A 24,469-nucleotide genomic window follows, 5' to 3' on the forward strand; every position below is an offset into this window, starting at 1 on the left:
TTTCATCCCTGTTATGTGCAGGATAAACTGCCTTGTTCGTATTCCTTCTGATTAAACGTTTTTGATGTTGTATGCGTCTACATATTGACATTCATCGTAAGAGACAAATAATAATCAGACATGAAAAGATTTTTAATGCTCGCCTTTATGACCGTGGCAGTCATCTGTGCTATGGGTCAGAAGCGGGAAATCTCCGGTACTATTCTTGACCGTCAGAGCAAGGACGCTGTGACCATGGTAACGGTTCAACTGCTCAAACGAGATTCCACGTTCGTTGGCGGCTCGCTGTCTGACGATAAGGGCCGGTTTTCCATCAAGGCTCCTTCCAATGGGCAGTACATCCTCAAGCTTTCGAGTGTAGGCTACAAGACGCTCACTCGCCCCATTACGATCCAACAGAATGCCGACGTGAAGTTGGGGCAACTGAACCTTGCGCCCGATGCCATTATGCTCAAAGAAGCCACGGTGACGGCGCAGGCACAGAAGGTGGTGGTCAAGGAAGACACCTTTGAGTATAACGCCAACGCTTATCGCACGCCAGAGGGCTCCACCATTGAGGAGCTCGTTAAACGGTTGCCTGGCGCGCAGGTCGGCGACGATGGAAAGATCACTATCAATGGCAAAGAAGTGAAGAAAATCCTCATCGACGGTAAGGAGTTTATGACTGGAGACACTAAGACGGCGATGAAAAACATCCCTACCTCCATCATCAATAAAGTGAAGGCATACGATCAGAGAAGCGATCTCTCCAGAGTCACAGGCATCGACGATGGCAATGAGCAGACGGTACTCGACTTCGGCGTGAAGCCTGGAATGAACAAAGGCATGATGGTCAATGCCGATGCCGCCGTAGGCACCAAGGACCGCTATAGCGCCCGCGCTTTCGGAGGATATATGAAAGATAACCTTAAGATCTTCGGTATGGGCAATGCCAACAATGTCAATGACATGGGCTTCGGCGGGCGCGGTGGCTTTTTCGGCGGCGGACGCAACGGGCTCAATGCCACGAAGATGGCGGGTATGAATGTCAACTATGAGAAAAAGGATACGCTCAGAGTGGACGGAAGCGTGCGCTGGAACCATAGCGACGGCGATACGTGGAGCAAGTCGAGCTCAGAGAACTATGTCAGCACGGTTGGCTCTTTTTCCAACAGTCTCAACCAGTCGTTTTCACGTGGAAACAGTTTCAACGCACAGGCACGTGTGGAATGGACTCCTGACTCCATGACTAACATCATGTTTCGTCCTAACATCTCGCTGAGCACCAGCGACGGACTGTCATCAGGTAGGTCGGCATCGTTCAACGAAGATCCTTATAAATATGTGGAGGACCCGCTCATTGCTGAGGCAATGAAGACTTTAGGTGCAGACAGCATTGCCGTCAACTCCAATGCCTCCAACAGTATTTCCTATTCCAAGAGCAACAGCATCGGGGCGATGCTGCAGCTCAACCGTAAGCTTAACAACCGTGGCAGAAATATCACCCTGCGTGCGGACGTGAGCTACACCGACTCCAAATCAAATTCACTTTCTACCAACAATGTTCATCTCTATCAAATCCAGACTGCCTTAGGGCAGGACTCTACCTATCAGACCAACCGTTACAACCTATCGCCTTCTAAAAACTGGAGCTATACTCTGCAAACCACCTACAGTGAACCGCTGTGGAAGGCTACTTTCCTGCAGATGCGCTATCAGTTCAAGTACAGCTATAGCAAGAGCGACCGCTCCACCTATGACTTCTCCAACCTCGGCGAGGACTTTTTCAGCGGGCTCACCCCTGCCTACCGCAGCTGGGGAGGCTATCTCGACAGGCTTGAACATCCCTACACCGACTATCTTGACAAGAACCTCAGCCGTTATTCAGAGTATAAAAACTACACTCATAACATTGAGCTGACGTTTCGCATGATCCGTACCAAATGGCAGCTCAATGCCGGAGTGATGGTACAGCCGCAGAAGTCGCATTATATTCAGAACTACCAGGGGGTATCGGTTGACACCACACGCACCGTGACCAACTTCACCCCGACCTTAGATTTCCGCTATCGATTCAACAAACTCAGCAATCTGCGCGTCAACTACAGGGCCTCTACCTCGCAGCCCAGCATCACACAGCTTCTCGACATCTACGACGATTCCGACCCGCTTAACATCTCAACCGGTAATCCTGGATTGAAACCATCGTTCAATCAGAACTTCAGGCTCTTCTACAACAGTTATTTCGAGAAGACGAAGCAGTCTGTCATGACTTTCGTTGATTACAACAACGCGCATAACAGCATCAGCAATAAGGTGACCTATAACGAGAAGACTGGTGGAAGGCTTACACGCCCAGAGAATATCAACGGCAACTGGAATGTCAACGGGGCGCTGATGTTCAACACACCCCTTGATTCCGCCGGATTCTGGAATATCAATACCTTCGCCAATATCAGTTATGCCAACAACGTGGGCTATATCGCCCTCCAACGCAATGCCAATTCTATCAAGAACACCACGCGCGACATGACTGTTGGCGACCGCCTTGCGGGAAGTTACCGCAACGAGTGGCTGGAGGTAGAGCTCAATGGAGCGTTCAGCTATCGCCATTCCAACAACAAGCTGCAACCAGCCTCCAACTCCAACGTGTGGCGGTACAGTTATGGTGGAAGTATCAGTGCCACAGCACCTTGGGGTACCACTCTTTCCACCGACATCGACATGAATTCACGCCGCGGATACACTGACAACTCATTAAATACCAACGAACTGGTATGGAACGCGCAGCTTTCACAGAGCTTCCTCAAAGGCAAGCCGCTCACAGTTATGCTGCAGTTCTACGATATTCTGCACCAGCAGAGCAACCTCAGCCGCGCCATCACTGCCTCCATACGTTCGGATACTGAGTACAACGCTATCAACAGCTATGTAATGCTCCACGTCAATTATCGACTCAACCTCTTTGGCGGAAAGAATAACCGTCCTCATGGAGCTGATGGTCCAGGTTTCCGTCGTGGTGGTCGTCCGCCTATGGGTGGTCGCCCGCCTATGGGTGGTGGTCGTCCGCCGCGTGGAAGCGGTTTTGGCGGATTCTGACCTCTGCCACATTGTGCTCATCGTGCAGTGTCATTGCGTCAACGGCGTAAAGGCAATGCGTCTACAGTGTAAAGGCAATGCGTCTACAGTGTAAAGGCGATGCGTCTACAGTGTAAAGGCAATGCGTCTACAGTGTAAAGGCAATGCGTCAACGGCGTAAAGGCGATGAGATGAATTAACGCTTTTTATCTTTGAAATGTCGGGAAAAGATTGTAAGTTTGCAAAACAATAATAAAAGCTCTATGGACATCAAAGAAGAAAAGAAAATTATAGAAAGCCAAGAAGGGTTGAGCCGCACCTTGGGCATGGAGTTTCTTTCCACGCCTGAGGAAGACACCTGTATGGCGCGAATGAAAGTGGACGGCCGTAATCGCCAGCCTTTCGGATTCCTTTCAGGCGGTGCCTCGCTGGCTTTGGCCGAGAACCTCGCCGGTGTGGGTTCCATGGCGCTCTGTCCGAAGAAGATTCCCGTGGGCATCAACGTTAGCGGCAACCATGTGCTCGCCGTTAGGGAGGGTGACACGGTCACTGCTTATGGCAGATTACAATCGAAAGGAAACACCCTGCACGAGTGGCAGATAGATATCAAAAACTCGGAGGGCAACCTTATCTCTACCGTACATGTAACCAACTACCTTATTTCGCCGAGGAAGAATGGATGAAGTATTTTACAGACTTCCAGAGACTACGGCATACCATTATTTGAGTGGCAAGGCTGTAAAACTTGACGGCATTGGCGACTTGCAGGGCCGTAGTGGTTTTGTTTTCGCTCCGTTTCATGCGGATGCCAACAGTTCCATCGTGCTGCTCAGTGCCGTGCATCCAGAGTCGGCAGAAGTGCCAACAAGCGCTGTTTCCTCAGCGGTGGCTTTCTCAGAGGAAAGCCATAGGGAGGCTTACCACGAGGCCTTTGCCCGGTTGCATGGGGCAATAGATGACCGTGATTTGGGAAAAGTGGTGCTCTCGCGCCGCGCTGACATTGAGGTGGCCTCGCCGGTGGATGCCTGCGAAGTCTTCTTCAAGGCTTGTCGGCTGTATCCTCATCAGATGATCGTGTTGGTCTCGACGGAACTGACGGGTACCTGGCTCATGGCCACACCTGAACTGCTCTTGGAGCGGAAAGACAATTGTTGGGCGACCATGGCGTTGGCAGGCACCATGACGACACCTGGCCCGTGGAGTGACAAGAATCTTCGGGAGCAGTATATCGTCACTACGTATATCCGCGAGCGCCTGCTGCGCCACTCGTACATGGTCAGGCAGATACCGCCGCGTACAGTCATGGCCGCACGGCTCTATCATCTGCAGACCGACTTCGAGTTCCATCTCAACGATGATGCCGACATTGTGAAGGTATTGGCCGACCTTTTCCCGACACCTGCCGTGTGCGGCATGACCAAGCAGCGCGCCTTAGAGGCCATCCTCAGCGAGGAGGGTTTAGACCGCAAATATTACAGTGGTTTCTGTGGCTTGTGGAATCTGCCGGTGGACAAGACTGCTGCCGGCGAGCCCGGCAACTCCGACGGCTCTGGCAATGCCTGCAACACGGCCACGGCTCTTTATGTTTCCTTGCGTTGTATGGAGATGGACGGCATGCGGCTTCATCTTTATGCCGGTGGCGGGCTGCTCGATGTGAGCGATGAGGACACTGAATGGGAGGAAACAGAGAAGAAGCTGCAGACCATGAAGGCTCTGCTCTGATTTTGACTTCCAATGTATTCTGGCAAAGTTTGAACAACCATGTATTCCGATAAGGAAAACATCAATATATTGACGTCTTTACTCTTGGCCCACGGCATCCGGCATGCTGTGGTGTGCCCTGGCTCGCGCAATGCGCCCCTCACCCATAACCTTTGTGAGGCACTGGGCAGTGGCTGTGAGTCGGTGACCGACGAGCGGTCGGCGGCATTCGTTGCCTTGGGCAAGGCGCAGGCCCTGGACGAGCCGGTGGCAGTGTGCGTCACTTCGGGATCGGCATTACTCAACACGCTTCCCGCGGTGGCGGAGGCTTGGTATCAGCATGTGCCTCTCGTTGTCATTTCTGCTGACAGGCCTGCGGCGATGATAGGACAACTTCAGGGCCAGACCCTGCCGCAGCAGCCCACGCTGACAACTTTCTGGGCGAAGGAAGTGAGCCTGCCGGAGCCTCACGATGAGGTAGAACGGTGGTATTGTAACCGCCTTGTGAATGAAGCATTGTGTGCAATGAGTCAATGCGATAAACGCCCCGTGCATATCAATGTTCCTGTCAGTGAGCCACTTTTCAACTTTACTACGCCTGAGCTCCCCTGTGAACGCGTGATACGTCTGACGAATATGAGCCTGTGGCCTGCGACACTGACCAGGGCTTTTTGCCAAAGTGTACGCCCGATGCTGGTCATCGGGCAGTTGTCGTTCAGCGTGGCGCGGCGGGTTGTCGATGGACTTGACAAGTTGCGTGGGAAGATAGTGGTGCTGCAGGAACAGTTGTCCAACGCTCAAGGGGCTCCCTGCCATTTTGATGAGGTGCTGAAAGAGATAGCCGGACAGGAGACTTATGAGCCCGATTTCGTCATTTATCTCGGCCAAACGCTCGTCAGCAAGCGTGCCAAGCACTTCCTGCAGCGATGTCGGCTCCGGCGATGTGTGGTGGTGAACGCTTCGGGTGAGCTGACCGACGTGACCATGCATGCCACCGATGTGGTGGTAGGTCGTGCGGAAGAAGTCATTGACAGCCTCTGCCATGCTATAAAAAAAGAAGATGTGTTTAGCGTAGGTGAGCCCCGTGCTTTCTATGAGCGATGGGCAACCGTACTCGACAAGCAGACGGCCTTCTGCCGGCAGTTCTCACCCGCTTATTCACAGATGATGGCGGTGAGAAGGCTGTGTAAGGTTGTGAACAATCAGTCATGCAGCCTGCAGTTCGCCAACAGCACCGTCATACGCCTGGGACAGCTCTACGCCAGTCATTATCTGTTTGTGAACCGCGGGGTCAACGGTATCGAAGGCAGTCTGTCCACGGCCGTGGGCTTCGCCTCATCTGTCTGTAGGCCAGTGTATTGTGTTATCGGGGACTTGAGCTTTTTCTACGACCAGAATGCGCTGTGGAATGGGGTTGACAAGCGACAGCTGCGCATCCTGCTACTCAACAATAGTTGTGGCGGTATATTCCACCAGCTGGCGGGGCTTGAAAAGAGTCCTTACAGAGACGACTATGTTTCCGCCGGCCACCATGCTTCTGCCAAAGGCATCTGCGAGGCCACAGGTGTAGCTTACCGGTTGGTGAAAGATGCGCGTACACTCGCTGACGGCATCAGTTGGCTGACTTGTGATTTAGCTGTGGGACCGATGCTGTTGGAAGTCTTCACTGACGCTGAAGCGGACGCAAGAGAATTACAACGGTATCTTCAATAATAAACTTATTAATAATCATGGAGGATAGAGAATGGAAGTCGATTGAGGGTTTCAACTTCAAAGAAATCCTTTTCGAAGAATACAATCATATTGCGAAGATCACAATTAACCGCCCGCGCTATCGCAACGCTTTCACACCACTGACGGTGTGGGAGATGAGCCAGGCCTTCACCTGGTGCCGTGACCGGCTTGACATTCGCGTAGTCATCCTTACGGGTGCTGGCGACAAGGCTTTTTGTTCGGGCGGCGATATGCACGTGAAAGGTCGTGGCGGCTATGTGGGCGACGACGGAGTGCCGCGCCTCAATGTGCTCGACGTGCAGATGCAGATCCGCCGTTTGCCGAAGCCCGTTATCGCCATGGTCAATGGTTATGCTATCGGCGGCGGGCACGTGCTGCATGTGGTGTGTGACTTGACCATCGCCTCTGACAACGCACGCTTCGGGCAGACGGGACCGAAAGTTGGCTCGTTTGATGCCGGTCTCGGCGCCTCGTACTTGGCACGTATCATCGGGCAGAAGAAAGCGAGGGAGATGTGGTTCCTCTGCAAGCAGTACTCGGCAGAGGAAGCCCTGCAGATGGGGCTTGTCAACAAGGTGGTGCCCCTTGAAGAGTTAGAGGATACCACGGTGGAGTGGGCTGAGACCATGATGGAGCGGTCGCCATTGGCCCTGCGCATGATGAAGGCGGGCTTCAATGCGGAGCTCGACGGACAGGCTGGCATTCAGGAACTTGCCGGCGACGCCACAATGCTCTACTATACGCTTGATGAGGCACAGGAAGGCGGCCACGCATTCTTAGAAAAGCGCAAGCCTGACTTCGATAAATACCCACAGTTTCCATAAAGACGGGAAAAAATACCGAGTTAAGTGGGCGCTTTGGTTCTTCATTCAGATTTGTGAAGAGATGAAATCAACTAAAAGCAAATACCGGAGAGAAGTTGAACTAATGAAGTGCGACAACACTATTTATATTGATGATTATGAGTATACCCGCGCAATCGTCAGACCTAATAAAACAATAAGGAAGTGATGAAGACGACAATTTCTTCTCGGCTTCTGCACTTCAAGCAGCCGGCTGGGACATCGCGCGGGATGTACACCACGCATCTGTCTTACTATGTGACCGTCGAGAAAGATGGCGTGAGGGGAGTGGGGGAGTGCTCGGTGTTGCCTGACCTCAGCTGTGATGCCCTGCCGCGTGAGCGATATGAGGCGGTGTTGAGGAAAGCCTGCACGTGGGTGGAGCGAACGGGTGGTATACCCTATGAGTTGCTGCGGCCTTACCCGTCCATTCTCTTTGGCTTGGAGACGGCCTTTGCTCAGCTCGATGCCGGCGGCTCCGAGGCTTTGTCGCAAACACCGTTTGCACGGGGCGAAGAGGGTATCACCATCAACGGACTGGTATGGATGGGCACTTTCGAGGAAATGGCCGCGCGCCTCGAGGAGAAGTTGCGGAAGGGCTTCCACTGCGTGAAACTGAAGGTTGGCGCCATCGATTTCGGACATGAGTTGGACCTTGTGCGCTATATCCGTGAGCGTTTTACCTGTGAACAGGTAGAGCTGCGCGTGGATGCCAATGGCGGCTTCGCGCCCGACAACGCCTTGGAGCGGCTTACAGCGCTTGCCGACTACGGCATTCACTCCATTGAGCAACCCATCCGGCAGCGTCAATGGCGTGAGATGGCACAGCTATGCTTGCGATCGCCCTTACCTATCGCACTCGATGAAGAGCTCATCGGTGTGAACCAGCCTGAACAAAAAGCCCGGTTGCTCGATGCTATCCATCCGGCCTTTATCGTGCTCAAGCCAAGTCTGCATGGCGGTATGAGGGGTTGCCGCGAATGGATCCGGCTGGCCAGGGAGCGTGGCGTTGGCTCGTGGATCACATCGGCTCTGGAGAGCAATGTGGGGCTCAATGCCATCGCGCATCTCTGTGCGGAGGTCTATGGGCCACACATCACTATGCCGCAGGGACTGGGCACAGGACAGCTGTATATAGATAATGTGGTAATGCCGTTGAAGATAGTAAGAGATCAATTATGGTTCTTGAAGAATTCTTAGCCGAGTGGAATAACGATAAGCCTACGATGCTGGTGCATACCAGCGGCTCCACGGGCAAGCCAAGGCCGATATGGGTGGAGAAGGCACGGATGTTGAACTCTGCGCGCATTACCTGCGATTTCCTTGGACTAAAGCCTGGCGACACGGCATTGCTTTGCATGCCGCTTGATTTCATCGCCGGCAAGATGGTGGTGGTTCGGGCCATAGAGCGGCAGTTGAAGCTCATCAGCGTGAAACCGTGTGGGCATCCTATGGCTTTGGCTGAGCCCACGACCTTTGCTGCCATGGTGCCCCTGCAGGTGTACAATTCACTACAGGTGCCAGAAGAGAAAGTAAGATTGAAGGCTGTCCGCCATCTTATCATTGGCGGAGGTGCTATTGACGACGATCTGGCTGCGGCACTTCGAACTTTTCCCAACTGCGTGTGGAGCACTTACGGCATGACGGAAACACTCTCGCACATTGCCTTGAGGCGGCTCAACGGTGAGGCAGCAAGCGATTGGTATACGCCTTTCGACAGCGTCAGGATTGACCACGATGATGATAGTTGCTTGATGATTGATGCTCCACTGGTTCATAAAGGCATATTGAAGACCAATGACCGTGTGGAGATTCGCGTGGATGAGCAGACGGGTATCCGACAGTTTAGAATCCTTGGACGTAAAGATAATGTTATAGATTCAGGTGGCATCAAAATACAAATTGAGGAGGTAGAGCAGAGGCTACAACCCTATCTTCGTGCTCCCTTCATGATCACGAAAGCACCTGACAGAAAGTTTGGAGAAGTGGTGGTGTTACTGTATGAGGGAGAGTACTCAGAGGTCTATATGAAGACACTCTGCAAACAGTCTCTACCGGCTTTTTGGATACCTAAAAGGTATATAAAAATAGCCCGTCTCCCGATGACGGGGACGGGCAAGCCAGCAAGGAGCGAGGCTGAGCGAATGGCAATTATTTCATCTTGCTGAGGAATTTGTCGACAGCCTCAATGATGACGTCGTTGAGCGTTATGCGGTTGAGTTGTGTATCGTTGAGGGCTTTGTATTGGAGCATTCGCGCGTAGAGTGACTGCGGCATGCGGCATCCTACGCTCTTGATGGGTTCTCCGGCGTATTTGGCATTGCGGTCGGGCACCTCATGCCGCTGTGCAGCATTGAGGCGCGGAGCCTCTTCCTCGGCTTTTCTCGATCGTGCTCGGGCCGATATGGCGGCCTTGGATCGGTAGCTCTTAGGCTGCTGTCTTGCCTCAGACACCGGTTCTGCCTGTAGTTCGGTTGCTGTTTCCGCTGTAGCTTTTATCTTTGGCTCGGCCTCTTTCACTGGTCCATTTTCTTGTGCTGACGCATTGTCTTCTTGCGCGTTTGCGTACAATTGTTCAACGGTTTTATCCTGATTAACTTTCTCATTATCAGTCGAGTTGTCTATATTCTCCTTGCCTGCCTGCAGCATTTTTGCGAGTTGATTCTGCAGGCTGCTCTTATTTCTTGTGATCTTCATGTTCGTGATTTGATTAGTGTGGATAATGTCAGAGTCCATTATTCTTCTCCGAAGATGGTCTTAGCCACCTTCATGTAGTCCTCTGCGGCGCGACAGTTGGGGGCATAGTTGATGACATTGGTCATTCTTGTCTGTGCTTCTGCCACTTTTACGGAGCGGTGGATGGGCGTGGGGATGAGTGAGTCTTCGAAATTGTTTTCAAGGAAGTCCTGCAACTCATTGGTGATGATGAGCTGGCTGTTGACCATTGTTGGCAGCAGGAGCATGTTGGCGAGATTAGGATTCAGCTCTTTCTGAATCTGCCGTGCCTGCTCAAGGATGCTTCCTACGCCGGTGACGCTGAGTCCTTCCATCTGTATGGGCACGAGAAGGGTAGTCGCCATGGCCATGGCGTTGCAGGTGCTCTGCGAGAGCGATGGCGGGCAGTCGATGAGCATGTAGTCGAAGTCGTCAAAGACGTTGCCGGTAGCCTCCTTCTCATCAATATCGCCCTGTGTCATATTAAAATAGCCCTGCATGACACATTTGGCGAGCACCAGGCGGGGAATATTCTGGCCGAAGAGTGAGACGTCGATATTTTGCATCTCAGCTGATCCTGGCACGTAGAAAATGCCCTCCGGCGATGAGTAGATGGGAATTTTAGTCACCTTAGTCATAGCGTCATAGATAGTCATGCGCGCGTATTCGGGGAGCGTCTTCCTGAGATCATTCCACCCAAGCAGAAAGGAGAGGTTGCATTGTGGGTCGAGATCCATGACGACAACTCTCTTTCCAGGGTGTATCTTGTGCAGACATGCGGCAAGTGTCTGTACGGTCGTCGTCTTTCCTACGCCTCCTTTGAAGTTGGTGACCGAGACCACGTCTGTGAGCTGGTGGCTTGTTATTTCTTCCATGGTATGATTGTATTTTTGGATTATTGTCTTATTGTCTCTTTGCATGCAATCGTTCTTGTTTCATTGCGCGCAACCCTTCTTAGTCCATAGCGCACAGTTGCATTTGTTTGCTTGTGCATTTGCACGCAATTATTCTTGCGTATTTGAACGCAATAGTTTCTTGCTTGTTTGTGCGTAATATAGCTTGCGTAATTGTGCGCAACCTATCAATCGTATATCTGCTTGCAAAGATACAAAAAACTGATGGACTCGGAAAATATAAAGAAGAGAAAGTGATGGAGAGTGAAACTAAAATGACCTTTGTGTCAAAGATCTTCGTAATAGGGGATTTGATCTAAGAATAAATATTTTTTACCATTAAGATCCCATCGGCAACAGTAATGGTGGATACCGTTTGACACCACGAGGTATGGAGCCTGCAACTGAAGGTTATAAGTCAGAACTTGATCGAAGACCTGCTGGGTGATTTCTACATGGGGAGCCTTATACTCAATGATCATTCTCGGTTGTAACTGCCGATCATAAAGCACGCTATCCGCCCTGAGCGTTTTATGTCCAATATGCAACTGCACCTCGTTGGCCAGTAGGGCTGCAGGGTAGCCGAGATCGACTGTGAGCCAGTGAATGAAATGCTGGCGCACCCATTCTTCCGGCGTCAGGGCTACCCAACGTCGGCGCAAAGAATCGAGCACTTGAGGTCGCCTGTCGATGCCGCGCAATTTTATGTCGTAGGATGGAAGGCTAAGTCGAATCATTTTATTAACTTTGCAAAGATAACGATTTTTTTGAAGAGAAAAGCTCATGGCAGACAAAAAAACAGTGCCAACCTTTGACGGCATCATGCATAACCTGAAAAACAACATCTTCTCACCTATATATATATTGATGGGCGAGGAGGGTTACTACATTGACCAGATCAGCAACTACATTCAGCATCATGTACTTTCCGTCGATCAGCAGGCGTTTGACCAGACAGTGGTTTTCGGCGCTGACGTCAGTGGTGCCCAGATAGCTGATCTTGCCATGCAGTTCCCCATGATGGCGCCACGCCGTGTCATTATTGTGAAGGAGGCGCAGGCCATGCGTTCGCTCGATAAGCTTGAGCGCTATGCCCTCAAGCCACAGCCTAAGACGTTGCTTGTGGTCTGCTATAAAAATGGTGCAATGAGCCGCCGGTCCAAGCTTGTGGCCGCAGCGGAAAAGATTGGCGTGGTATTTGAGAGCAAGAAGTTGCGCAACTGGCAGTTGCCCGGCCATATTCGATCTTATCTCACCACTCGCAAGGTGAGTATTGACGACAAGAGCGCCGCCATGATCGCTGACAATGTGGGTGCCGACCTCAGCAGACTCTACTCTGAGCTTGACAAGCTCATCATTGCCTTGCCCGACAGTGACCGGAGAGTTACTCCTGAGATGGTAGAGAAGCATATCGGCGTGAACAAGGATTTCAACTCCTTCGAGCTCCGAGATGCCATCGTCAATCGCGATGTCTTGAAGGCTAATAGAATCATCAAATATTTTGACAATAATCCTAAGGTAGGATCTCTTTACAGCTTTCTTCCTCTGCTTTTCGGATTCTTCCAAAACATGATGCTGGCCTACTATGCTCCCAACCGCACCGACCAGAATGCCTTGGCTGCTTACCTTGACGTGAGGAGCGTGTGGGGAGTGAAGGACTATCTCACAGGCATGAGAAACTATACGGGCCGAAAGACGATGCAGATTCTACAGAAGCTGCGCGAGATTGATGCCAAGAGCAAGGGTTTGGACAATCCTTTCACCTCCTCTGGCGACCTGATGAAGGAACTTATCTTCTTTATTTTGCACTGAAAGTGCCTTTTTTGAGTCCTTTTCAAGCTATTTTGAGACTAATCTCTTCTAAAATAAGCGTCCGAGAGGATGCTTTTTTTTATGCTTAAAAAGGTGATAATAGGGGAGTTAACACCAAAAAATGCATTTGAGAATCGTGTATTTCCAGCCATCCGTATCTGTTGTTCGGAAAGGGCGTCTTCATGCTCTAAATTGCCTTCTTGTAGTGCTTGAAATTTACGATTAAGAATCATTAAGGTTGAATAGACTGAATTTTTATTTGTCTAAATATAAATCATAGGGTGGAGAAGTTTATAAATTAAAATATAAATTTGAATATATGAAACTATCGAGACTTTATGCCACATCTCTGTGTAGATCTAAATATTTAAGATTATAAATATAAACTTATAAATATTCAAACACTTAATAAGGATATAATTATATGATAATCATATATTTAAGTGATTTATCTCAAAAATTATATCTATTCATATCCGGTTTAAAAGTTGGATAAGATAAATATGGAGGAAAAACGGAACGAACTGAATTTGCCATTCAAAATAGAGTCAGTAAGTTACTAAATATCTATGAATTAAATGTTTGTATTGTTTTATAGTAAGTTATTTATGTTTGTAAATTTAAGGATTGTGCTTTTAAGTTTTAAATATCGAACTGTAAAGTTATTGGTTTACAAAACCAAAGTTTTATATTCGAAATTATCCTTTATAAAGTTGTGGATGTCGGGGAAATAGTTTAACTTTGCAAATATAATCATTCGAGGCCATTTTGTGCCCTCTTAGAGACTGAACACATGGAAAACGATCATTTAAAGGACAGAATCAAAGCCATCATGGATAGCAAGCACATGAATAATAAAGTGTTTGCTACCGAGACCGGCATCAATGAAGGTACGCTGAGTTTGCTTCTCCGCGGCAAAACTCAACCCACCTTGAAACATTACGAAGCCATTCATACTCGCTTCCCTGACATCACGATGGAATGGCTTTTTGATGGCAAGGGTTCTATGTATCCTTCTGGAGAGGAACAGTCGGCCGCTGTTCACGAGTCATTATCCGAAGTGTCTCAGGCGACTTCCTTCCCTTCCTCCTCTACTCCTTCGCTCTTTGATACCAACCGCTCGCAGAGTATTGACAAGGCTGGATACAATGAAAAAATAGCAGTTAAAATAGTTGACAAACCACAGCGGAGAATCACTGAGATCCGTGTTTTTTTTGACGATCAGACCTGGGAGTCGTTTGTGCCCAAGAAATAAAAGTCAGCCAGTTTTTCTCCAACTTGTTTGGCATGTAGCGATTAAACGCTTATCTTTGTGGTTGCAAACGTTCAACATTACCAATGAAATGGTATATTCGGCTATCATTTTAAGACTGCAATCATGAAAAAATATTGTTTAGATCTCCGTGTAGTTTCCAGCCAGCGCCTGACCGCTCATCACGTCTTGCTGAAGCTGACTCACGATGATGTCTTGCCTCCGATGCTTCCCGGGCAGTTTGTGGAGGTACGTGTCGACCATTCACCTTCCACTTTTCTCCGTCGGCCTATTTCTATCAATTATGTAGACGTGAAGCGTAATGAGCTGTGGCTTCTCATAGCGGGTATAGGCGCTGGTACCCGTCGCCTGTGTCTTCTCTGCGAGGGTGACTCTGTCAACTGTCTACTGCCTCTTGGCCATGGCTTCAGCCAATCCTCATCTCTTCCTGACGGCAGCAAAGTGCTCTTGGTAGGAGGCGGCGTAGGTGTGGCTCCGTTGCTCTGGCAAGGCATTAAGCTGCGTGAAGGCGGTCATGAGCCTTCTTTCCTTTTGGGCGCACGGTCCGCAGGCGATTTGCTGGAGTTGAATCATTTTCAGCAGGTAGGAGCTGTCTATCTCACTACCGAGGATGATACAGTGGGTGAGAAGGGTTTCGTGACTAATCACTCCATACTCCGGCGTCAGCGTTTCGACTTGATCCAGACCTGCGGGCCAAAACCGATGATGATGGCTGTGGCGAGTTATGCGCGTGAGCGCGGTATTGATTGCGAGGCTTCTCTGGAGAACCTGATGGCGTGTGGACTGGGCGCCTGTCTGTGCTGCGTGGAGAAAACCACGGAGGGTAATCTTAGAGTGTGCGAGGATGGTCCTGTCTTCAACACGCGCCGGCTGCTGTGGTAGTGGGAGAAGACTCCGTGAGTCCAGGGAATCAGAAGATCCAAGGAGTTCGGTCATATGATAAAGTCTCTTTTGGGGTTCTGAACCTTAGGAATAAATAATAGAAGATAAGGACATCAAACACACAATCTTCTCTCAATATGACGAAGAATGTCTCTGACTTCTCTCGCTTCTAAAACTTATAAATGTAAAAATAAAATACCTATTATGATTGACTTAAATGTAAAGATAAATAATTTTTCGCTTCGTAATCCTATTCTGACTGCCAGTGGCACTTTCGGCTATGGATTGGAATTTCAAGACCTTGTGCCTTTGGAAGAGTTGGGCGGCGTCATCGTCAAAGGCACTACGCTTGAGAGACGCGAGGGAAACGACTACCCGCGTATGGCCGAGACGCCCTCGGGCATGCTCAATTGTGTGGGCCTTCAGAATAAAGGGGTGGACTATTTCTGCCAAAATATCTATCCTCAAATCAAGGATGTTGACACACATTTCATTGTCAATGTGAGCGGCAATTCGCCCGAAACTTATGCTGAATGCGCTGCGCGAATTGATGCCTTGGAGAAGATACCTGCCATCGAGCTGAATATCTCCTGCCCCAATGTGAAACATGGAGGTATGGCCTTCGGCGTGTCCTGTGCGGGAGCCGCCAGCGTGGTTAGGGCGGTGCGCACGTGTTATCACCGGACACTCATCGTGAAGCTTTCGCCCAACGTCACCGATATCGCAGAAATAGCCTGTGCGTGCGAGGCTGAGGGTGCTGATGCCGTCTCGCTTATCAATACTCTCATGGGTATGTCCATTGACATTGAGGGCCGCCGGCCTCGTCTCTCTATTGGTACGGGTGGGCTTAGTGGTCCCGCGGTGAAACCTGTTGCCGTGTACATGGTGCATGAGGTGGCAAAGGCTGTACACATCCCCGTGGTGGGGCTGGGCGGCATCATGACAGCCGAAGACGCCATCGAGTTTCTCATGGCTGGAGCCACAGCAATAGAGATTGGTACGGCTAACTTCATTGATCCACAGGTGACGATGAAAGTCAAGCGTGGTATGACAGATTGGCTTGAGCGGCATGGTTGCCGGAGTGTGAATGAGATCATTGGATGTGTCAAGTGAGAATTAATCTCCAGATCGGTCTATCGGGCATTTTTTGTATCTTTACAACAGCAAAAATACACAAAACTATACTCCAACTGGGAAAATCTTAGAATCTCAAGTCTCATTAAGGTGGTTGCAGACATACTCTTCTGTCCATGAAAGACACGGAGGATACAAAGCCGGCTGACTTTAAGACAGAAAGACAGAAAGAACAAAAAATGAATATCCGCAATCATCCAAATTAACAGAGTTTATACTGCCATCATTGTGCTTGGCGCAAACTCTGTAGCTGTATGATTGACTAACAGAAAGGAATTACTATGAATTTGACTGATTTCTACAAGACTTATCTGGACGAGGAGGCCTGCGAGCGTGCTCTCAAGGAATATCGCGAGTAACTATTCAGCTGGCAGGGGAGTAGTCTCTCTGCGCTTCCGTGACAACTCAGTCTTTTTGACATGATGTTTCGGAACGGCCAAATGTTAGTCGTTTTCAGATATGAGCTTTCCGATAAAATCATCCTTGGGTGCCATGTCCGACACAAGACGAAACAGGGTCTTGAACTTTGCATATGCGCCTTGGGATCTTCGGTTTAAATCGGTCGGACGTTATTTGAGGACCGGTACAAGACCGGCCCCTGCACCGTAACACCAATGTCCACTGCACACCATAAACGCACCAACACCCAATACACACCAATAGTATTGTTTCACGATAGGGATGGTTAGGGGGCGCCCGTAACCGAACATTAGGTCTTCCAAAAAATTGACATACCGTAAACGGATAATTCGTAACTTTGCGGTAGTCATCAATAAAATGCCCGTCACTCTCTCCTCATCGCCTAACCCCACCTGCCCACTGGCTTATCGATTGTGTGCAACACCGCCATATAGGTATAGTGGAATATTGCTTGTCGATACATTAAAAAATATCAGATATTTGGTCGTTTCAAAAAAAAAATATACCTTTGTCGTTGATATGGAAAGCAAGAATAATAGCGATAATCGCACCAGTATCCCCACCAGAACTAACCCGTTTATGGAGTCCTACGGCACGCTCCACGATACGGTGCCGTTTGACAAGATACAGTTCGAGGATTTTGAGCCCGCCTTTTTAGAGGGTATCCGCCGTGACAATGAGGCCATTTTACGGATCGTCGATAACTTTGAGGCACCCACCTTCGACAACACCATTGCTTGGACCGATGATAGTAAGGGTGAACATTATTACGACCTGCTTGACCGCGTGTCCAACACTTTTTCCTGCCTCATGAATGCTGAGACCAATCCACAGATGGAGGCATTGGCGCAGAAGCTCAGCCCCGTGCTGACGAAGCACGAGAACGATGTAACCCTCAATCCCAGACTCTTTGCGCGCATTAAGCAAGTGTATGAGCATCACCGGAAACTCACGGCAGAGGAGCAAATGCTACTTGACAAAGAGTATGATGCTTTTGTGCGCAGCGGTGCCCTGCTCGACGAGGCCGGCAAGGACCGCCTACGAAAGCTTACCGAGGAAGCCTCCATGCTCGCGTTGCAGTTTTCGCAAAACCTGCTCAAGGAAAACAAGGCCTACATTCTTCACCTCACTGATCGCCGGCAGCTTGACGGGCTGCCCGATACCGCCGTTGACGCTGCGGCGATGGCCGCCAAAGAGAAGGGGCTCGAAGGCTGGGTGTTTACGCTTGACTTCCCCAGCTACTCGCCGTTTATGACCTATTCCACGCAGCGCGACCTTAGGAAGCAGATCTACATGGCTCGAAGCACGGAATGCACCCACGACAATGACGCCAATAACCTCGACATCTGCCGCCGTCTGGTCAATGTGCGCCGCGAAATTGCCCAGATGCTCGGCTACGACACTTTTGCCGACTACGTGCTCAAGCACCGCATGGCCAGCAATGTGGAGAATGTCTACAAGCTCATCCACGATCTCATCAACGCCTACAAGCCCGCCGCTATCGAGGAGGTAAAGGCCGTTGAGGAAGGAGCGCGCCGCGCCGAAGGCCCTGATTTCAAGTTGGAGCCGTGGGACTTCTCCTTCTACTCGCATAAGCTGCAGATGGAGAAATATAACCTTGACGCGGAGATGCTGCGCCCCTACTTCCAGCTCGACAATGTGGTAAAAGGCGTCTTCGGACTCGCCAACCGTCTCTATGGTATTACCTTCAAGGAAAACAAGCAGATTCCCGTCTATCATCCCGACGTGAAGGCCTACGAGGTCTTCGACAAGGATGGCAGCTATCTCGCCGTCTTCTACGCCGACTTCTATCCGCGTGAAGGCAAGCAGGGCGGCGCGTGGATGACTGAGTTCCAGGGGCAGTGGATCACGAAGAAGGGCAAGAATGTCAGGCCGCATGTCAGTGTGGTGACCAATTTCACCAAGCCCACGGCCACCAAACCCGCGCTACTCTCCTTAGGTGAGGTGGAAACCTTTCTCCATGAGTTCGGCCACTCACTTCACGGCATGTTTGCCAACACACGCTTCGAGAGCCTCTCCGGTACTAATGTTTGGTGGGACTTTGTGGAGATGCCTTCGCAGTTCATGGAGAACTACGCTGTGGAGCCCGACTTTCTTCACACCTTCGCCTTCCACTATCAGACAGGCGAACCCATTCCCGACGAGCTCATCAGTCGCATTGTTAGAAGCCGTAACTTCAATGTGGCCTACGCTTGCATGCGTCAGGTGAGCTTCTGCCTGCTCGATATGGCCTACTACACCCAGCGTGAGCCGTTCACGCAGGACATCATCCCTTTTGAGAAACAGGCTTGGAAGGAAGCCATGGTTACCCCGCAGCTCCCGGACACGTGCATGACGGCGCAGTTCTCGCACATCATGGCTGGAGGGTACGCTGCCGGCTATTACAGCTATAAGTGGGCCGAGGTGCTTGACGCCGATGCTTTCTCCGTGTTCAAGCGGGAGGGTATCTTCAACCGCGCCACTGCCCAGCGCTTCCGTGACTGCATCCTCTCGCGGGGCGGCACCGAACACCCCATGACACTTTTCAAGCGTTTTCGCGGGCAGGAACCCACCATTGAAGCCTTGCTTCAACGCAACGGCATCAGAAAATGAACGGCCATTAACCCATATATTTACAATGAAGGAAGAGAAAGACAAAGACAAGAAATGCCAGCTCGATCAGCGCTATCTGCGTATGGCCCACATTTGGGCGGAAAACTCCTATTGCCGCCGCCGCAAAGTGGGAGCTCTCGTAGTGAAGGAAAAGACCATCATCAGCGATGGCTACAACGGTACTCCTAGCGGCTTCGAAAACGTGTGTGAGGACGCCGATGGCCTCACTAAGTCCTACGTGCTCCACGCCGAGGCTAATGCTATCACCAAGCTTGCGCGTAGCACCAACAGCGGCGAGGGAGCTACCCTCTATGTCACCGCATCGCCCTGCATCGAGTGCGCCAAGCTCATCATCCAGGCAGGCATCTGCCGTGTAGTCTACGGTGAGAAATACCGCCTCGACGATGGTATCCGGCTCCTGAGACGGGCTGGCGTTGAGACCGAGCTCCTCGAAGCGCTGCAGTCGGAGCCAACCCACGCAGATAACAATTGTGAGGAAAAACAATGAAGAAAGAAAATAAATACCGTTTCATGCCCCTGCTCATGGCGCTCTGTGTAGTGCTGGGCATTATGATTGGCTCCTTCTATGCCAATCATTTCTCCGGCAACAGGCTGACTATTGTCAACAATGGCTCGAGCAGACTCAATAACCTGCTACGTATCATCGACGACCAATATGTCGACAAGGTGGACATCGACTCCCTTGTCGAAAAAGCTATCCCTGCCATTCTTGCCGAGCTTGACCCCCACTCAGTCTATATCTCGGCAAAAGATGCGCAGAAAGCAGCCGATGATCTCAATGGCAGTTTCTCGGGCGTAGGCGTAGAGTTCACCATCCGCCAGGATACCATCCGCGTGCAGAATGTCATCAAGAATGGACCTGCTGAAAGGGCCGGCATCATCGCTGGAGACAAGATCGTGACCGTAGACGGCAAGACATTCGTAGGCAAGCAGGTCACCGATCAAGAGGCCATGCATCGCCTCAAGGGCCCTTCAGGCTCTAAGGTGCGCGTAGGTGTACTGAGGTATGGCCATAGAGGCGTGCTCACCTATACCGTTACCCGCGCTGAGATACCCACCAAGACCATCACTGCCGCCTATATGCTCGACAACAATACGGGCTACATCAAGGTGAAGAATTTCGGCGAGAAGACTTATCCCGAACTTCTCGTAGCCTTGGCGTCCCTGCAGCAGCACGGATTCAAGAATCTTGTCATCGACCTGCGCGACAACCCCGGCGGCTACTTGCAGAGCGCCGTGCAGATGGCTAACGAGTTCCTTCCTGCCAAACGCCTCATCGTCTATACACAGGGTCGCAAGTCACCGAGGCAGGACTATACCTCCGACGGCCACGGCGCTTATCAGAGCATCCCACTGGTAGTGCTCATCAATGAGGGGTCGGCGTCGGCATCAGAGATCTTCACAGGGGCCATGCAGGACAATGACCGTGCCACCGTTATCGGGCGACGCTCTTTCGGAAAGGGGCTCGTGCAGCAGCAGATACCCTTCTCCGATGGCTCACTCATCCGCCTTACCATCGCACGCTACTATACGCCTTCGGGCCGTTGCATACAGAAACCTTATGTCGACGGTGACGACCAGGACTACGCTCAGGACCTCATCGAGCGTTATGAGCACGGAGAGTATTTCTCGCGCGACAGCATCAAGCACACCGGCCCCACCTACCATACACGCATAGGGCGTGTGGTCTACGGCGGCGGAGGCATCACGCCCGACATCTTCGTGCCCGAGGACACCACCGGCGTGACTTCCTATTATAAAGAGGCGGCCATGAGCGGGCTCATTCTGCAGTTTGCCTTCACCTATACTGACAATAACCGGCAGAAAATGAAGGATTTCAAGGAGATGCTCCAGCTCGCTAAATACCTGAAGGAGCAAAACACCGTAGCACAGTTCGCTAACTATGCCGACAAGCATGGCCTTCAGCGACGCAACCTCCTCATCAAACGCAGCCATGCTCTCCTGGAGCAATACATTGACGGCAGAATCATTTACAATATGCTCGATGAGCAAGCGCTCAACCAATACCTCAATCAGGATGATCCGGTCATACTAACGGCCTTGCGGGTCTTTGCCCGCCACGCGGCCTTCCCGCAGAAGCCGGTCAGACAAACACATAAAAAACCTTGATACTATGGATAAACAGATGCTCAGATACATCATCCGAGAGCGAAAAGGTATGTACGATGTCGCCGACCTCATCAGAATGTCGCTCGATGTCACGGAGCGCCTCGAGGCTCAACGTCTTTACCGGTTCGCCCACACGGTCCTGCTCTATTACAGCATGGACGACGAGGTGGACACACATGGTTTGGTGGCTTCCCTTCACCGGCAGGGTCGTAAAGTGCTGCTTCCTAGAATGAAAGACGAACAGAGTCTCGAACTTGTGGAGTTCAGAGGCATGATGGACTTGCGTCCGGCGGAAAAATTCAATATCCTTGAGCCGCAGGGTGAGCCTTTCACCGATTACCGGTCCATCGACTTGGCCATCATCCCTGGCATGGCGTTCACTTGTGACGGCAAACGTCTCGGAAGGGGGAAAGGCTATTACGACCGGCTGTTGGCTGAGATGCCTTCGGTATGCAAGATAGGGCTCTGCTTCCCTTTTCAATTGGTGGAAGATGTTCCTGTAGATGAGAATGATATACTCATGGATGAAGTAATGGTATAATTATTTATCACCATCAAATTACCATCAAAACTACTTTTTTTGAAAGATGAATTTAAACTTATTGTCGGCAGACAATGCCGCTTTGTTGCATTCTAAGCTATTGGCTGCCGACCACATAGTCCTTGTGGGTCACTCCCATCCCGACGGCGATGCTGTCGGGGCGTGCCTTGGATGGACGGCCTATCTCTCAGAGCGTTACGGAAAATCAGCCTCTGTCGTCGTGCCCAATGCTTTCCCCGATTTTCTCCATTGGCTCCCCGGCCGAGAGCGGATCGTTCGCTTTGATAAGCATCCCGTGGAGGTGAAAGCGCTTTTTGCACAGGCCGACCTTATTTTCTGTCTCGACTTCAACATGTATTCGCGGGTTGATGAGATGACTGATGTACTGAAAGACGCCAAGGCTGAGAAGATCATGATTGATCATCATTTAGGCTTCGACATCGATTCGCTGGTGCCTGTATCTTACCCTGATTTGAGCTCCACGTGCGAGATTGTCTTCCGCGTGGTGTGGCAGCTGGGTGGTTTCGAGGAACTTTCACAGAAGTTCGCCGTGCCCATTTACTGTGGCATGATGACTGATACCGGTGGATTCACTTTCAACTCTACGCGCCCCGAGATTTTTTTCATCATTTGCCAACTTCTCACCAAGGGCATCGACAAGGATAAGATCTATCGCAATGTTTTCAATAACTACTCTTCGTGGGCTATCCGTCTGCGTGGCTATATCATGGCGCAGAAGCTCAATGTCTTCGATGATCTTCATGCGAGCTACTATGCCATCACTCGCGAAGATATGTTGAATTATCATTTCGTGCGTGGTGATGCCGAGGGCCTGGTTAATGTGCCGCTGCAGATCAAAGGCATGAAGTGCAGTGTCTCTCTGCGTGAGGACGACCGTCAGGATAACCGCGTGTGGGTAAGTCTGCGCTCTGTCGACGACTTCTCAGTGGAGGACATGGCCAAGCGCTTTTTCAATGGCGGTGGCCATCTCAATGCCAGTGGCGGAAAGCTCGACTGTAGCATTGAGGAGGCTGTACAGATCGCCAGGAAGGCCTTCGAGTACTATGCTGATGAGCTGAGGAAGTAGGAGAGGGGCTTCTTCTCTATTTTTTTGCCTTCATCGTGATAAGTGGCACCAGCATCTCTTCCATGGATATGCCGCCGTGTTGGAAGGTATCCTTATAGTACGACACATAATAGTTGTAGTTGTTGGGGTAGGCGAAGAAACTGTTGCCCGTAGCAAAGGCATAAGTCGTGCTGATGTTTGGCGTGGGGAGAAAAGCTCTGTGGGGCTCCTTGATGGTGAACACGTCTTTTGCGCTGTAGGCCAGGTTTCGACCGAGTTTGTAGCGCAAGTTGGTGTTAGTGTCTCGGTCACCGATGATCTTCACTGGCTTTGTACAGCGGATGGAACCGTGGTCGGTAGTTAGCACGACGGTGTAGTCGCTCTCTGTCAGGAGTCGGAAAAGGTCAGCGATTGCCGAGTGGCGTAGCCATGAGAGCGTGATCGAGCGATAGGCGCTCTCGTCGTTGGCCAGTTCTCGCACCATTTTCGACTCTGTACGTGCGTGAGAGAGCATGTCGATGAAGTTGACCACCACTACATTCAAATCATTGTTTCTTAGAGTGTTGTATTGCTGTAGCAGTTTCGTGGCGGCCTCGGAGTCGTTGAGTTTGTTATAGCTGAACTTGTCGTGTCGACGGTATCGCTCTATCTGCGTGCGGATGAGCGGCTCTTCGTTGAGGTTCTTTCCCTCTTCCTCATCCTCATCAACCCACAGGTCGGGAAACATTTGCGCGATCTTCTCGGGCATGAGTCCGGAGAAAATCGCATTTCGTGAGTATTGCGTGGCTGTGGGCAGAATACTCATGTACATGTCTTCCTGGATAGTGTACAGGTTTCCAATCTCCTTGGCCAGCATAAGCCACTGATCCCACCTGAAGTTATCAATGACGATAAGGAAGACTTTTTCACCCTTATCAAGAAGCGGGAAGACTTTCGTTTTAAAAACGTCAGGGCTCATGAGCGGATAGTTGTTGTTGGCGTTTTTACCGGAGATTCTTGCCATAAGCGACGCCATCCATTCCATGTAGTTCGCTTTGACATACTTGGCAAAGGCGTTGTCGGCCTCCTCCTTCTGCATGGTGAGCATCTCCTCCATGCCTTTGTCGGTCTGCCCCAGTTCTACTTCCCACCGCGTAAGCGTCCGGTAGATTTTCATCCAGTCCTCCCAATCTCGGCAACTGTCAATCTGCGTGGCTATCTTCTGATAGTCGTTTCGATAGGAGTTTTGCGTTACTTCACTTTCGATCTCCTTTCGATGGATGTTTTTCTTGAGCGACAGCAGTATTTGATGAGGATTGACGGGTTTGATAAGGTAATCGGCTATTTTCGAGCCGATGGCCTGGTCCATGATATTCTCCTCCTCACTCTTGGTGACTATCACTACAGGCGTCTGAGGCTGTATCTCTTTGATTTGCTGCAAGGTCTCCAGGCCGGTGAGTCCTGGCATCATCTCGTCGAGCATGATGAGGTCGAACGATTGTCGGCGGCATTCCTCAATAGCGTCGGTGCCATTGGTCACTGTGATCACTTCATAGCCTTTTCGCTGCATGAAGATGATATGGCCTCTGAGAAGGTCAATCTCATCGTCTGCCCAAAGTATTTTTCCGTTATTCATGGTCTTGTTTATCTATAAAG

At 50.7% G+C, this 24,469-nt stretch carries 20 protein-coding genes; 16 read left to right on the plus strand and 4 right to left on the minus strand.

Going from position 1 to position 24,469, the window contains the following annotated elements; genetic code table 11:
* Nucleotides 1-120: 120 nt before the first annotated feature.
* The 7 genes from PREMU_RS05400 to PREMU_RS05430 all read left to right on the plus strand — a co-directional run bounded on the left by PREMU_RS05400 (nucleotide 121) and on the right by PREMU_RS05430 (nucleotide 9,502).
* Nucleotides 121-3,078 (plus strand): TonB-dependent receptor, encoded by a 2,958-nt coding sequence (locus PREMU_RS05400; RefSeq protein ID WP_040558025.1) that lies wholly within the window; start codon nucleotides 121-123, stop codon nucleotides 3,076-3,078.
* 242 nt (nucleotides 3,079-3,320) lie between these two features.
* The gene (locus tag PREMU_RS05405; protein WP_007573722.1) at nucleotides 3,321-3,740 is read left to right on the plus strand and encodes a PaaI family thioesterase; all 420 of its coding nucleotides are present in this window, start codon (nucleotides 3,321-3,323) and stop codon (nucleotides 3,738-3,740) included.
* Nucleotides 3,733-4,779, plus strand: a complete 1,047-nt coding sequence (locus PREMU_RS05410; protein ID WP_007573723.1) for a chorismate-binding protein — start codon at nucleotides 3,733-3,735, stop codon at nucleotides 4,777-4,779. Before PREMU_RS05405 ends, PREMU_RS05410 begins: the two co-directional genes overlap by 8 nt.
* A gap of 39 nt (nucleotides 4,780-4,818) precedes the next feature.
* Complete coding sequence (gene menD, locus PREMU_RS05415; protein WP_007573724.1) at nucleotides 4,819-6,471, plus strand: 2-succinyl-5-enolpyruvyl-6-hydroxy-3-cyclohexene-1-carboxylic-acid synthase; 1,653 nt, start codon at nucleotides 4,819-4,821, stop codon at nucleotides 6,469-6,471.
* Between the two features lie 17 nt (nucleotides 6,472-6,488).
* Nucleotides 6,489-7,316, plus strand: a complete 828-nt coding sequence (gene menB / locus PREMU_RS05420) for a 1,4-dihydroxy-2-naphthoyl-CoA synthase (RefSeq protein WP_007573725.1) — start codon at nucleotides 6,489-6,491, stop codon at nucleotides 7,314-7,316.
* Between the two features lie 186 nt (nucleotides 7,317-7,502).
* Nucleotides 7,503-8,534 (plus strand): o-succinylbenzoate synthase, encoded by a 1,032-nt coding sequence (locus PREMU_RS05425; RefSeq protein ID WP_007573727.1) that lies wholly within the window; start codon nucleotides 7,503-7,505, stop codon nucleotides 8,532-8,534.
* Nucleotides 8,513-9,502 (plus strand): AMP-binding protein, encoded by a 990-nt coding sequence (locus tag PREMU_RS05430; RefSeq protein WP_007573729.1) that lies wholly within the window; start codon nucleotides 8,513-8,515, stop codon nucleotides 9,500-9,502. Before PREMU_RS05425 ends, PREMU_RS05430 begins: the two co-directional genes overlap by 22 nt.
* On the opposite strand, the gene PREMU_RS05435 is transcribed toward PREMU_RS05430, so the two are convergent.
* From PREMU_RS05435 to PREMU_RS05445, 3 genes are all read right to left on the minus strand, one after another.
* Nucleotides 9,486-10,031 (minus strand): hypothetical protein, encoded by a 546-nt coding sequence (locus PREMU_RS05435; RefSeq protein ID WP_156803968.1) that lies wholly within the window; start codon nucleotides 10,029-10,031, stop codon nucleotides 9,486-9,488. The two genes, PREMU_RS05430 and PREMU_RS05435, sit on opposite strands and share 17 nt — an antisense overlap.
* Before the next feature lie 38 nt (nucleotides 10,032-10,069).
* Nucleotides 10,070-10,924 carry a ParA family protein gene (locus tag PREMU_RS14110; RefSeq protein WP_007573733.1) on the minus strand — a complete coding sequence of 285 codons (855 nt, stop codon included), beginning with the start codon at nucleotides 10,922-10,924 and terminating at the stop codon, nucleotides 10,070-10,072.
* 305 nt (nucleotides 10,925-11,229) lie between these two features.
* Nucleotides 11,230-11,679 carry a type I restriction enzyme HsdR N-terminal domain-containing protein gene (locus tag PREMU_RS05445; protein WP_007573735.1) on the minus strand — a complete coding sequence of 150 codons (450 nt, stop codon included), beginning with the start codon at nucleotides 11,677-11,679 and terminating at the stop codon, nucleotides 11,230-11,232.
* A 46-nt stretch (nucleotides 11,680-11,725) separates the two neighbouring features.
* Here PREMU_RS05445 and holA point away from each other — a divergent pair, with 46 nt between their 5' ends.
* From holA to PREMU_RS05490, 9 genes are all read left to right on the plus strand, one after another.
* Nucleotides 11,726-12,754, plus strand: coding sequence for a DNA polymerase III subunit delta (gene holA / locus PREMU_RS05450; protein WP_007573737.1), 1,029 nt, complete (start codon nucleotides 11,726-11,728; stop codon nucleotides 12,752-12,754).
* A gap of 793 nt (nucleotides 12,755-13,547) precedes the next feature.
* Entirely contained in the window at nucleotides 13,548-14,009 is a 462-nt protein-coding gene (locus PREMU_RS05455; RefSeq protein WP_007573740.1) for a helix-turn-helix domain-containing protein, read from the plus strand.
* A 123-nt stretch (nucleotides 14,010-14,132) separates the two neighbouring features.
* Complete coding sequence (locus PREMU_RS05460; RefSeq protein ID WP_007573742.1) at nucleotides 14,133-14,909, plus strand: dihydroorotate dehydrogenase electron transfer subunit; 777 nt, start codon at nucleotides 14,133-14,135, stop codon at nucleotides 14,907-14,909.
* A 204-nt stretch (nucleotides 14,910-15,113) separates the two neighbouring features.
* Complete coding sequence (locus tag PREMU_RS05465) at nucleotides 15,114-16,022, plus strand: dihydroorotate dehydrogenase (RefSeq protein ID WP_007573744.1); 909 nt, start codon at nucleotides 15,114-15,116, stop codon at nucleotides 16,020-16,022.
* Between the two features lie 960 nt (nucleotides 16,023-16,982).
* The gene (locus tag PREMU_RS05470; protein ID WP_050796370.1) at nucleotides 16,983-19,076 is read left to right on the plus strand and encodes a M3 family metallopeptidase; all 2,094 of its coding nucleotides are present in this window, start codon (nucleotides 16,983-16,985) and stop codon (nucleotides 19,074-19,076) included.
* 25 nt (nucleotides 19,077-19,101) lie between these two features.
* A complete protein-coding gene (locus PREMU_RS05475) occupies nucleotides 19,102-19,584 on the plus strand; it encodes a deoxycytidylate deaminase (RefSeq protein ID WP_007573749.1) in 483 nt (160 codons plus the stop codon).
* Nucleotides 19,581-21,227, plus strand: coding sequence for a S41 family peptidase (locus PREMU_RS05480; RefSeq protein WP_007573751.1), 1,647 nt, complete (start codon nucleotides 19,581-19,583; stop codon nucleotides 21,225-21,227). The genes PREMU_RS05475 and PREMU_RS05480 overlap by 4 nt, the downstream gene beginning before the upstream one ends.
* 4 nt (nucleotides 21,228-21,231) lie before the next feature.
* Nucleotides 21,232-21,768 carry a 5-formyltetrahydrofolate cyclo-ligase gene (locus PREMU_RS05485; RefSeq protein WP_007573753.1) on the plus strand — a complete coding sequence of 179 codons (537 nt, stop codon included), beginning with the start codon at nucleotides 21,232-21,234 and terminating at the stop codon, nucleotides 21,766-21,768.
* Nucleotides 21,769-21,814: 46 nt separating this feature from the next.
* Nucleotides 21,815-22,855, plus strand: coding sequence for a DHH family phosphoesterase (locus PREMU_RS05490; RefSeq protein WP_007573755.1), 1,041 nt, complete (start codon nucleotides 21,815-21,817; stop codon nucleotides 22,853-22,855).
* Between the two features lie 16 nt (nucleotides 22,856-22,871).
* Here the strand turns inward: PREMU_RS05490 and porX are convergent, their stop codons facing one another.
* Nucleotides 22,872-24,449 (minus strand): T9SS response regulator signal transducer PorX, encoded by a 1,578-nt coding sequence (gene porX, locus PREMU_RS05495; protein WP_007573756.1) that lies wholly within the window; start codon nucleotides 24,447-24,449, stop codon nucleotides 22,872-22,874.
* Between the last annotated feature and the right edge of the window lie 20 nt (nucleotides 24,450-24,469).

It is taken from the genome of Hallella multisaccharivorax DSM 17128 (assembly GCF_000218235.1).
Classification (GTDB): Bacteria; Bacteroidota; Bacteroidia; order Bacteroidales; family Bacteroidaceae; genus Prevotella; species Prevotella multisaccharivorax.

What these genes read in the sequence shown, in the direction of transcription:
- PREMU_RS05400 (WP_040558025.1), top strand. Translation starts at nt 121, where the DNA reads ATGAAAAGATTTTTAATGCTCGCCTTTATGACCGTGGCAGTCATCTGT.
- PREMU_RS05405 (WP_007573722.1), top strand. Translation starts at nt 3,321, where the DNA reads ATGGACATCAAAGAAGAAAAGAAAATTATAGAAAGCCAAGAAGGGTTG.
- PREMU_RS05410 (WP_007573723.1), top strand. Translation starts at nt 3,733, where the DNA reads ATGGATGAAGTATTTTACAGACTTCCAGAGACTACGGCATACCATTAT.
- menD (WP_007573724.1), top strand. Translation starts at nt 4,819, where the DNA reads ATGTATTCCGATAAGGAAAACATCAATATATTGACGTCTTTACTCTTG.
- menB (WP_007573725.1), top strand. Translation starts at nt 6,489, where the DNA reads ATGGAGGATAGAGAATGGAAGTCGATTGAGGGTTTCAACTTCAAAGAA.
- PREMU_RS05425 (WP_007573727.1), top strand. Translation starts at nt 7,503, where the DNA reads ATGAAGACGACAATTTCTTCTCGGCTTCTGCACTTCAAGCAGCCGGCT.
- PREMU_RS05430 (WP_007573729.1), top strand. Translation starts at nt 8,513, where the DNA reads ATGGTTCTTGAAGAATTCTTAGCCGAGTGGAATAACGATAAGCCTACG.
- PREMU_RS05435 (WP_156803968.1), bottom strand. Translation starts at nt 10,031, where the DNA reads ATGAAGATCACAAGAAATAAGAGCAGCCTGCAGAATCAACTCGCAAAA.
- PREMU_RS14110 (WP_007573733.1), bottom strand. Translation starts at nt 10,924, where the DNA reads ATGGAAGAAATAACAAGCCACCAGCTCACAGACGTGGTCTCGGTCACC.
- PREMU_RS05445 (WP_007573735.1), bottom strand. Translation starts at nt 11,679, where the DNA reads ATGATTCGACTTAGCCTTCCATCCTACGACATAAAATTGCGCGGCATC.
- holA (WP_007573737.1), top strand. Translation starts at nt 11,726, where the DNA reads ATGGCAGACAAAAAAACAGTGCCAACCTTTGACGGCATCATGCATAAC.
- PREMU_RS05455 (WP_007573740.1), top strand. Translation starts at nt 13,548, where the DNA reads ATGGAAAACGATCATTTAAAGGACAGAATCAAAGCCATCATGGATAGC.
- PREMU_RS05460 (WP_007573742.1), top strand. Translation starts at nt 14,133, where the DNA reads ATGAAAAAATATTGTTTAGATCTCCGTGTAGTTTCCAGCCAGCGCCTG.
- PREMU_RS05465 (WP_007573744.1), top strand. Translation starts at nt 15,114, where the DNA reads ATGATTGACTTAAATGTAAAGATAAATAATTTTTCGCTTCGTAATCCT.
- PREMU_RS05470 (WP_050796370.1), top strand. Translation starts at nt 16,983, where the DNA reads ATGGAAAGCAAGAATAATAGCGATAATCGCACCAGTATCCCCACCAGA.
- PREMU_RS05475 (WP_007573749.1), top strand. Translation starts at nt 19,102, where the DNA reads ATGAAGGAAGAGAAAGACAAAGACAAGAAATGCCAGCTCGATCAGCGC.
- PREMU_RS05480 (WP_007573751.1), top strand. Translation starts at nt 19,581, where the DNA reads ATGAAGAAAGAAAATAAATACCGTTTCATGCCCCTGCTCATGGCGCTC.
- PREMU_RS05485 (WP_007573753.1), top strand. Translation starts at nt 21,232, where the DNA reads ATGGATAAACAGATGCTCAGATACATCATCCGAGAGCGAAAAGGTATG.
- PREMU_RS05490 (WP_007573755.1), top strand. Translation starts at nt 21,815, where the DNA reads ATGAATTTAAACTTATTGTCGGCAGACAATGCCGCTTTGTTGCATTCT.
- porX (WP_007573756.1), bottom strand. Translation starts at nt 24,449, where the DNA reads ATGAATAACGGAAAAATACTTTGGGCAGACGATGAGATTGACCTTCTC.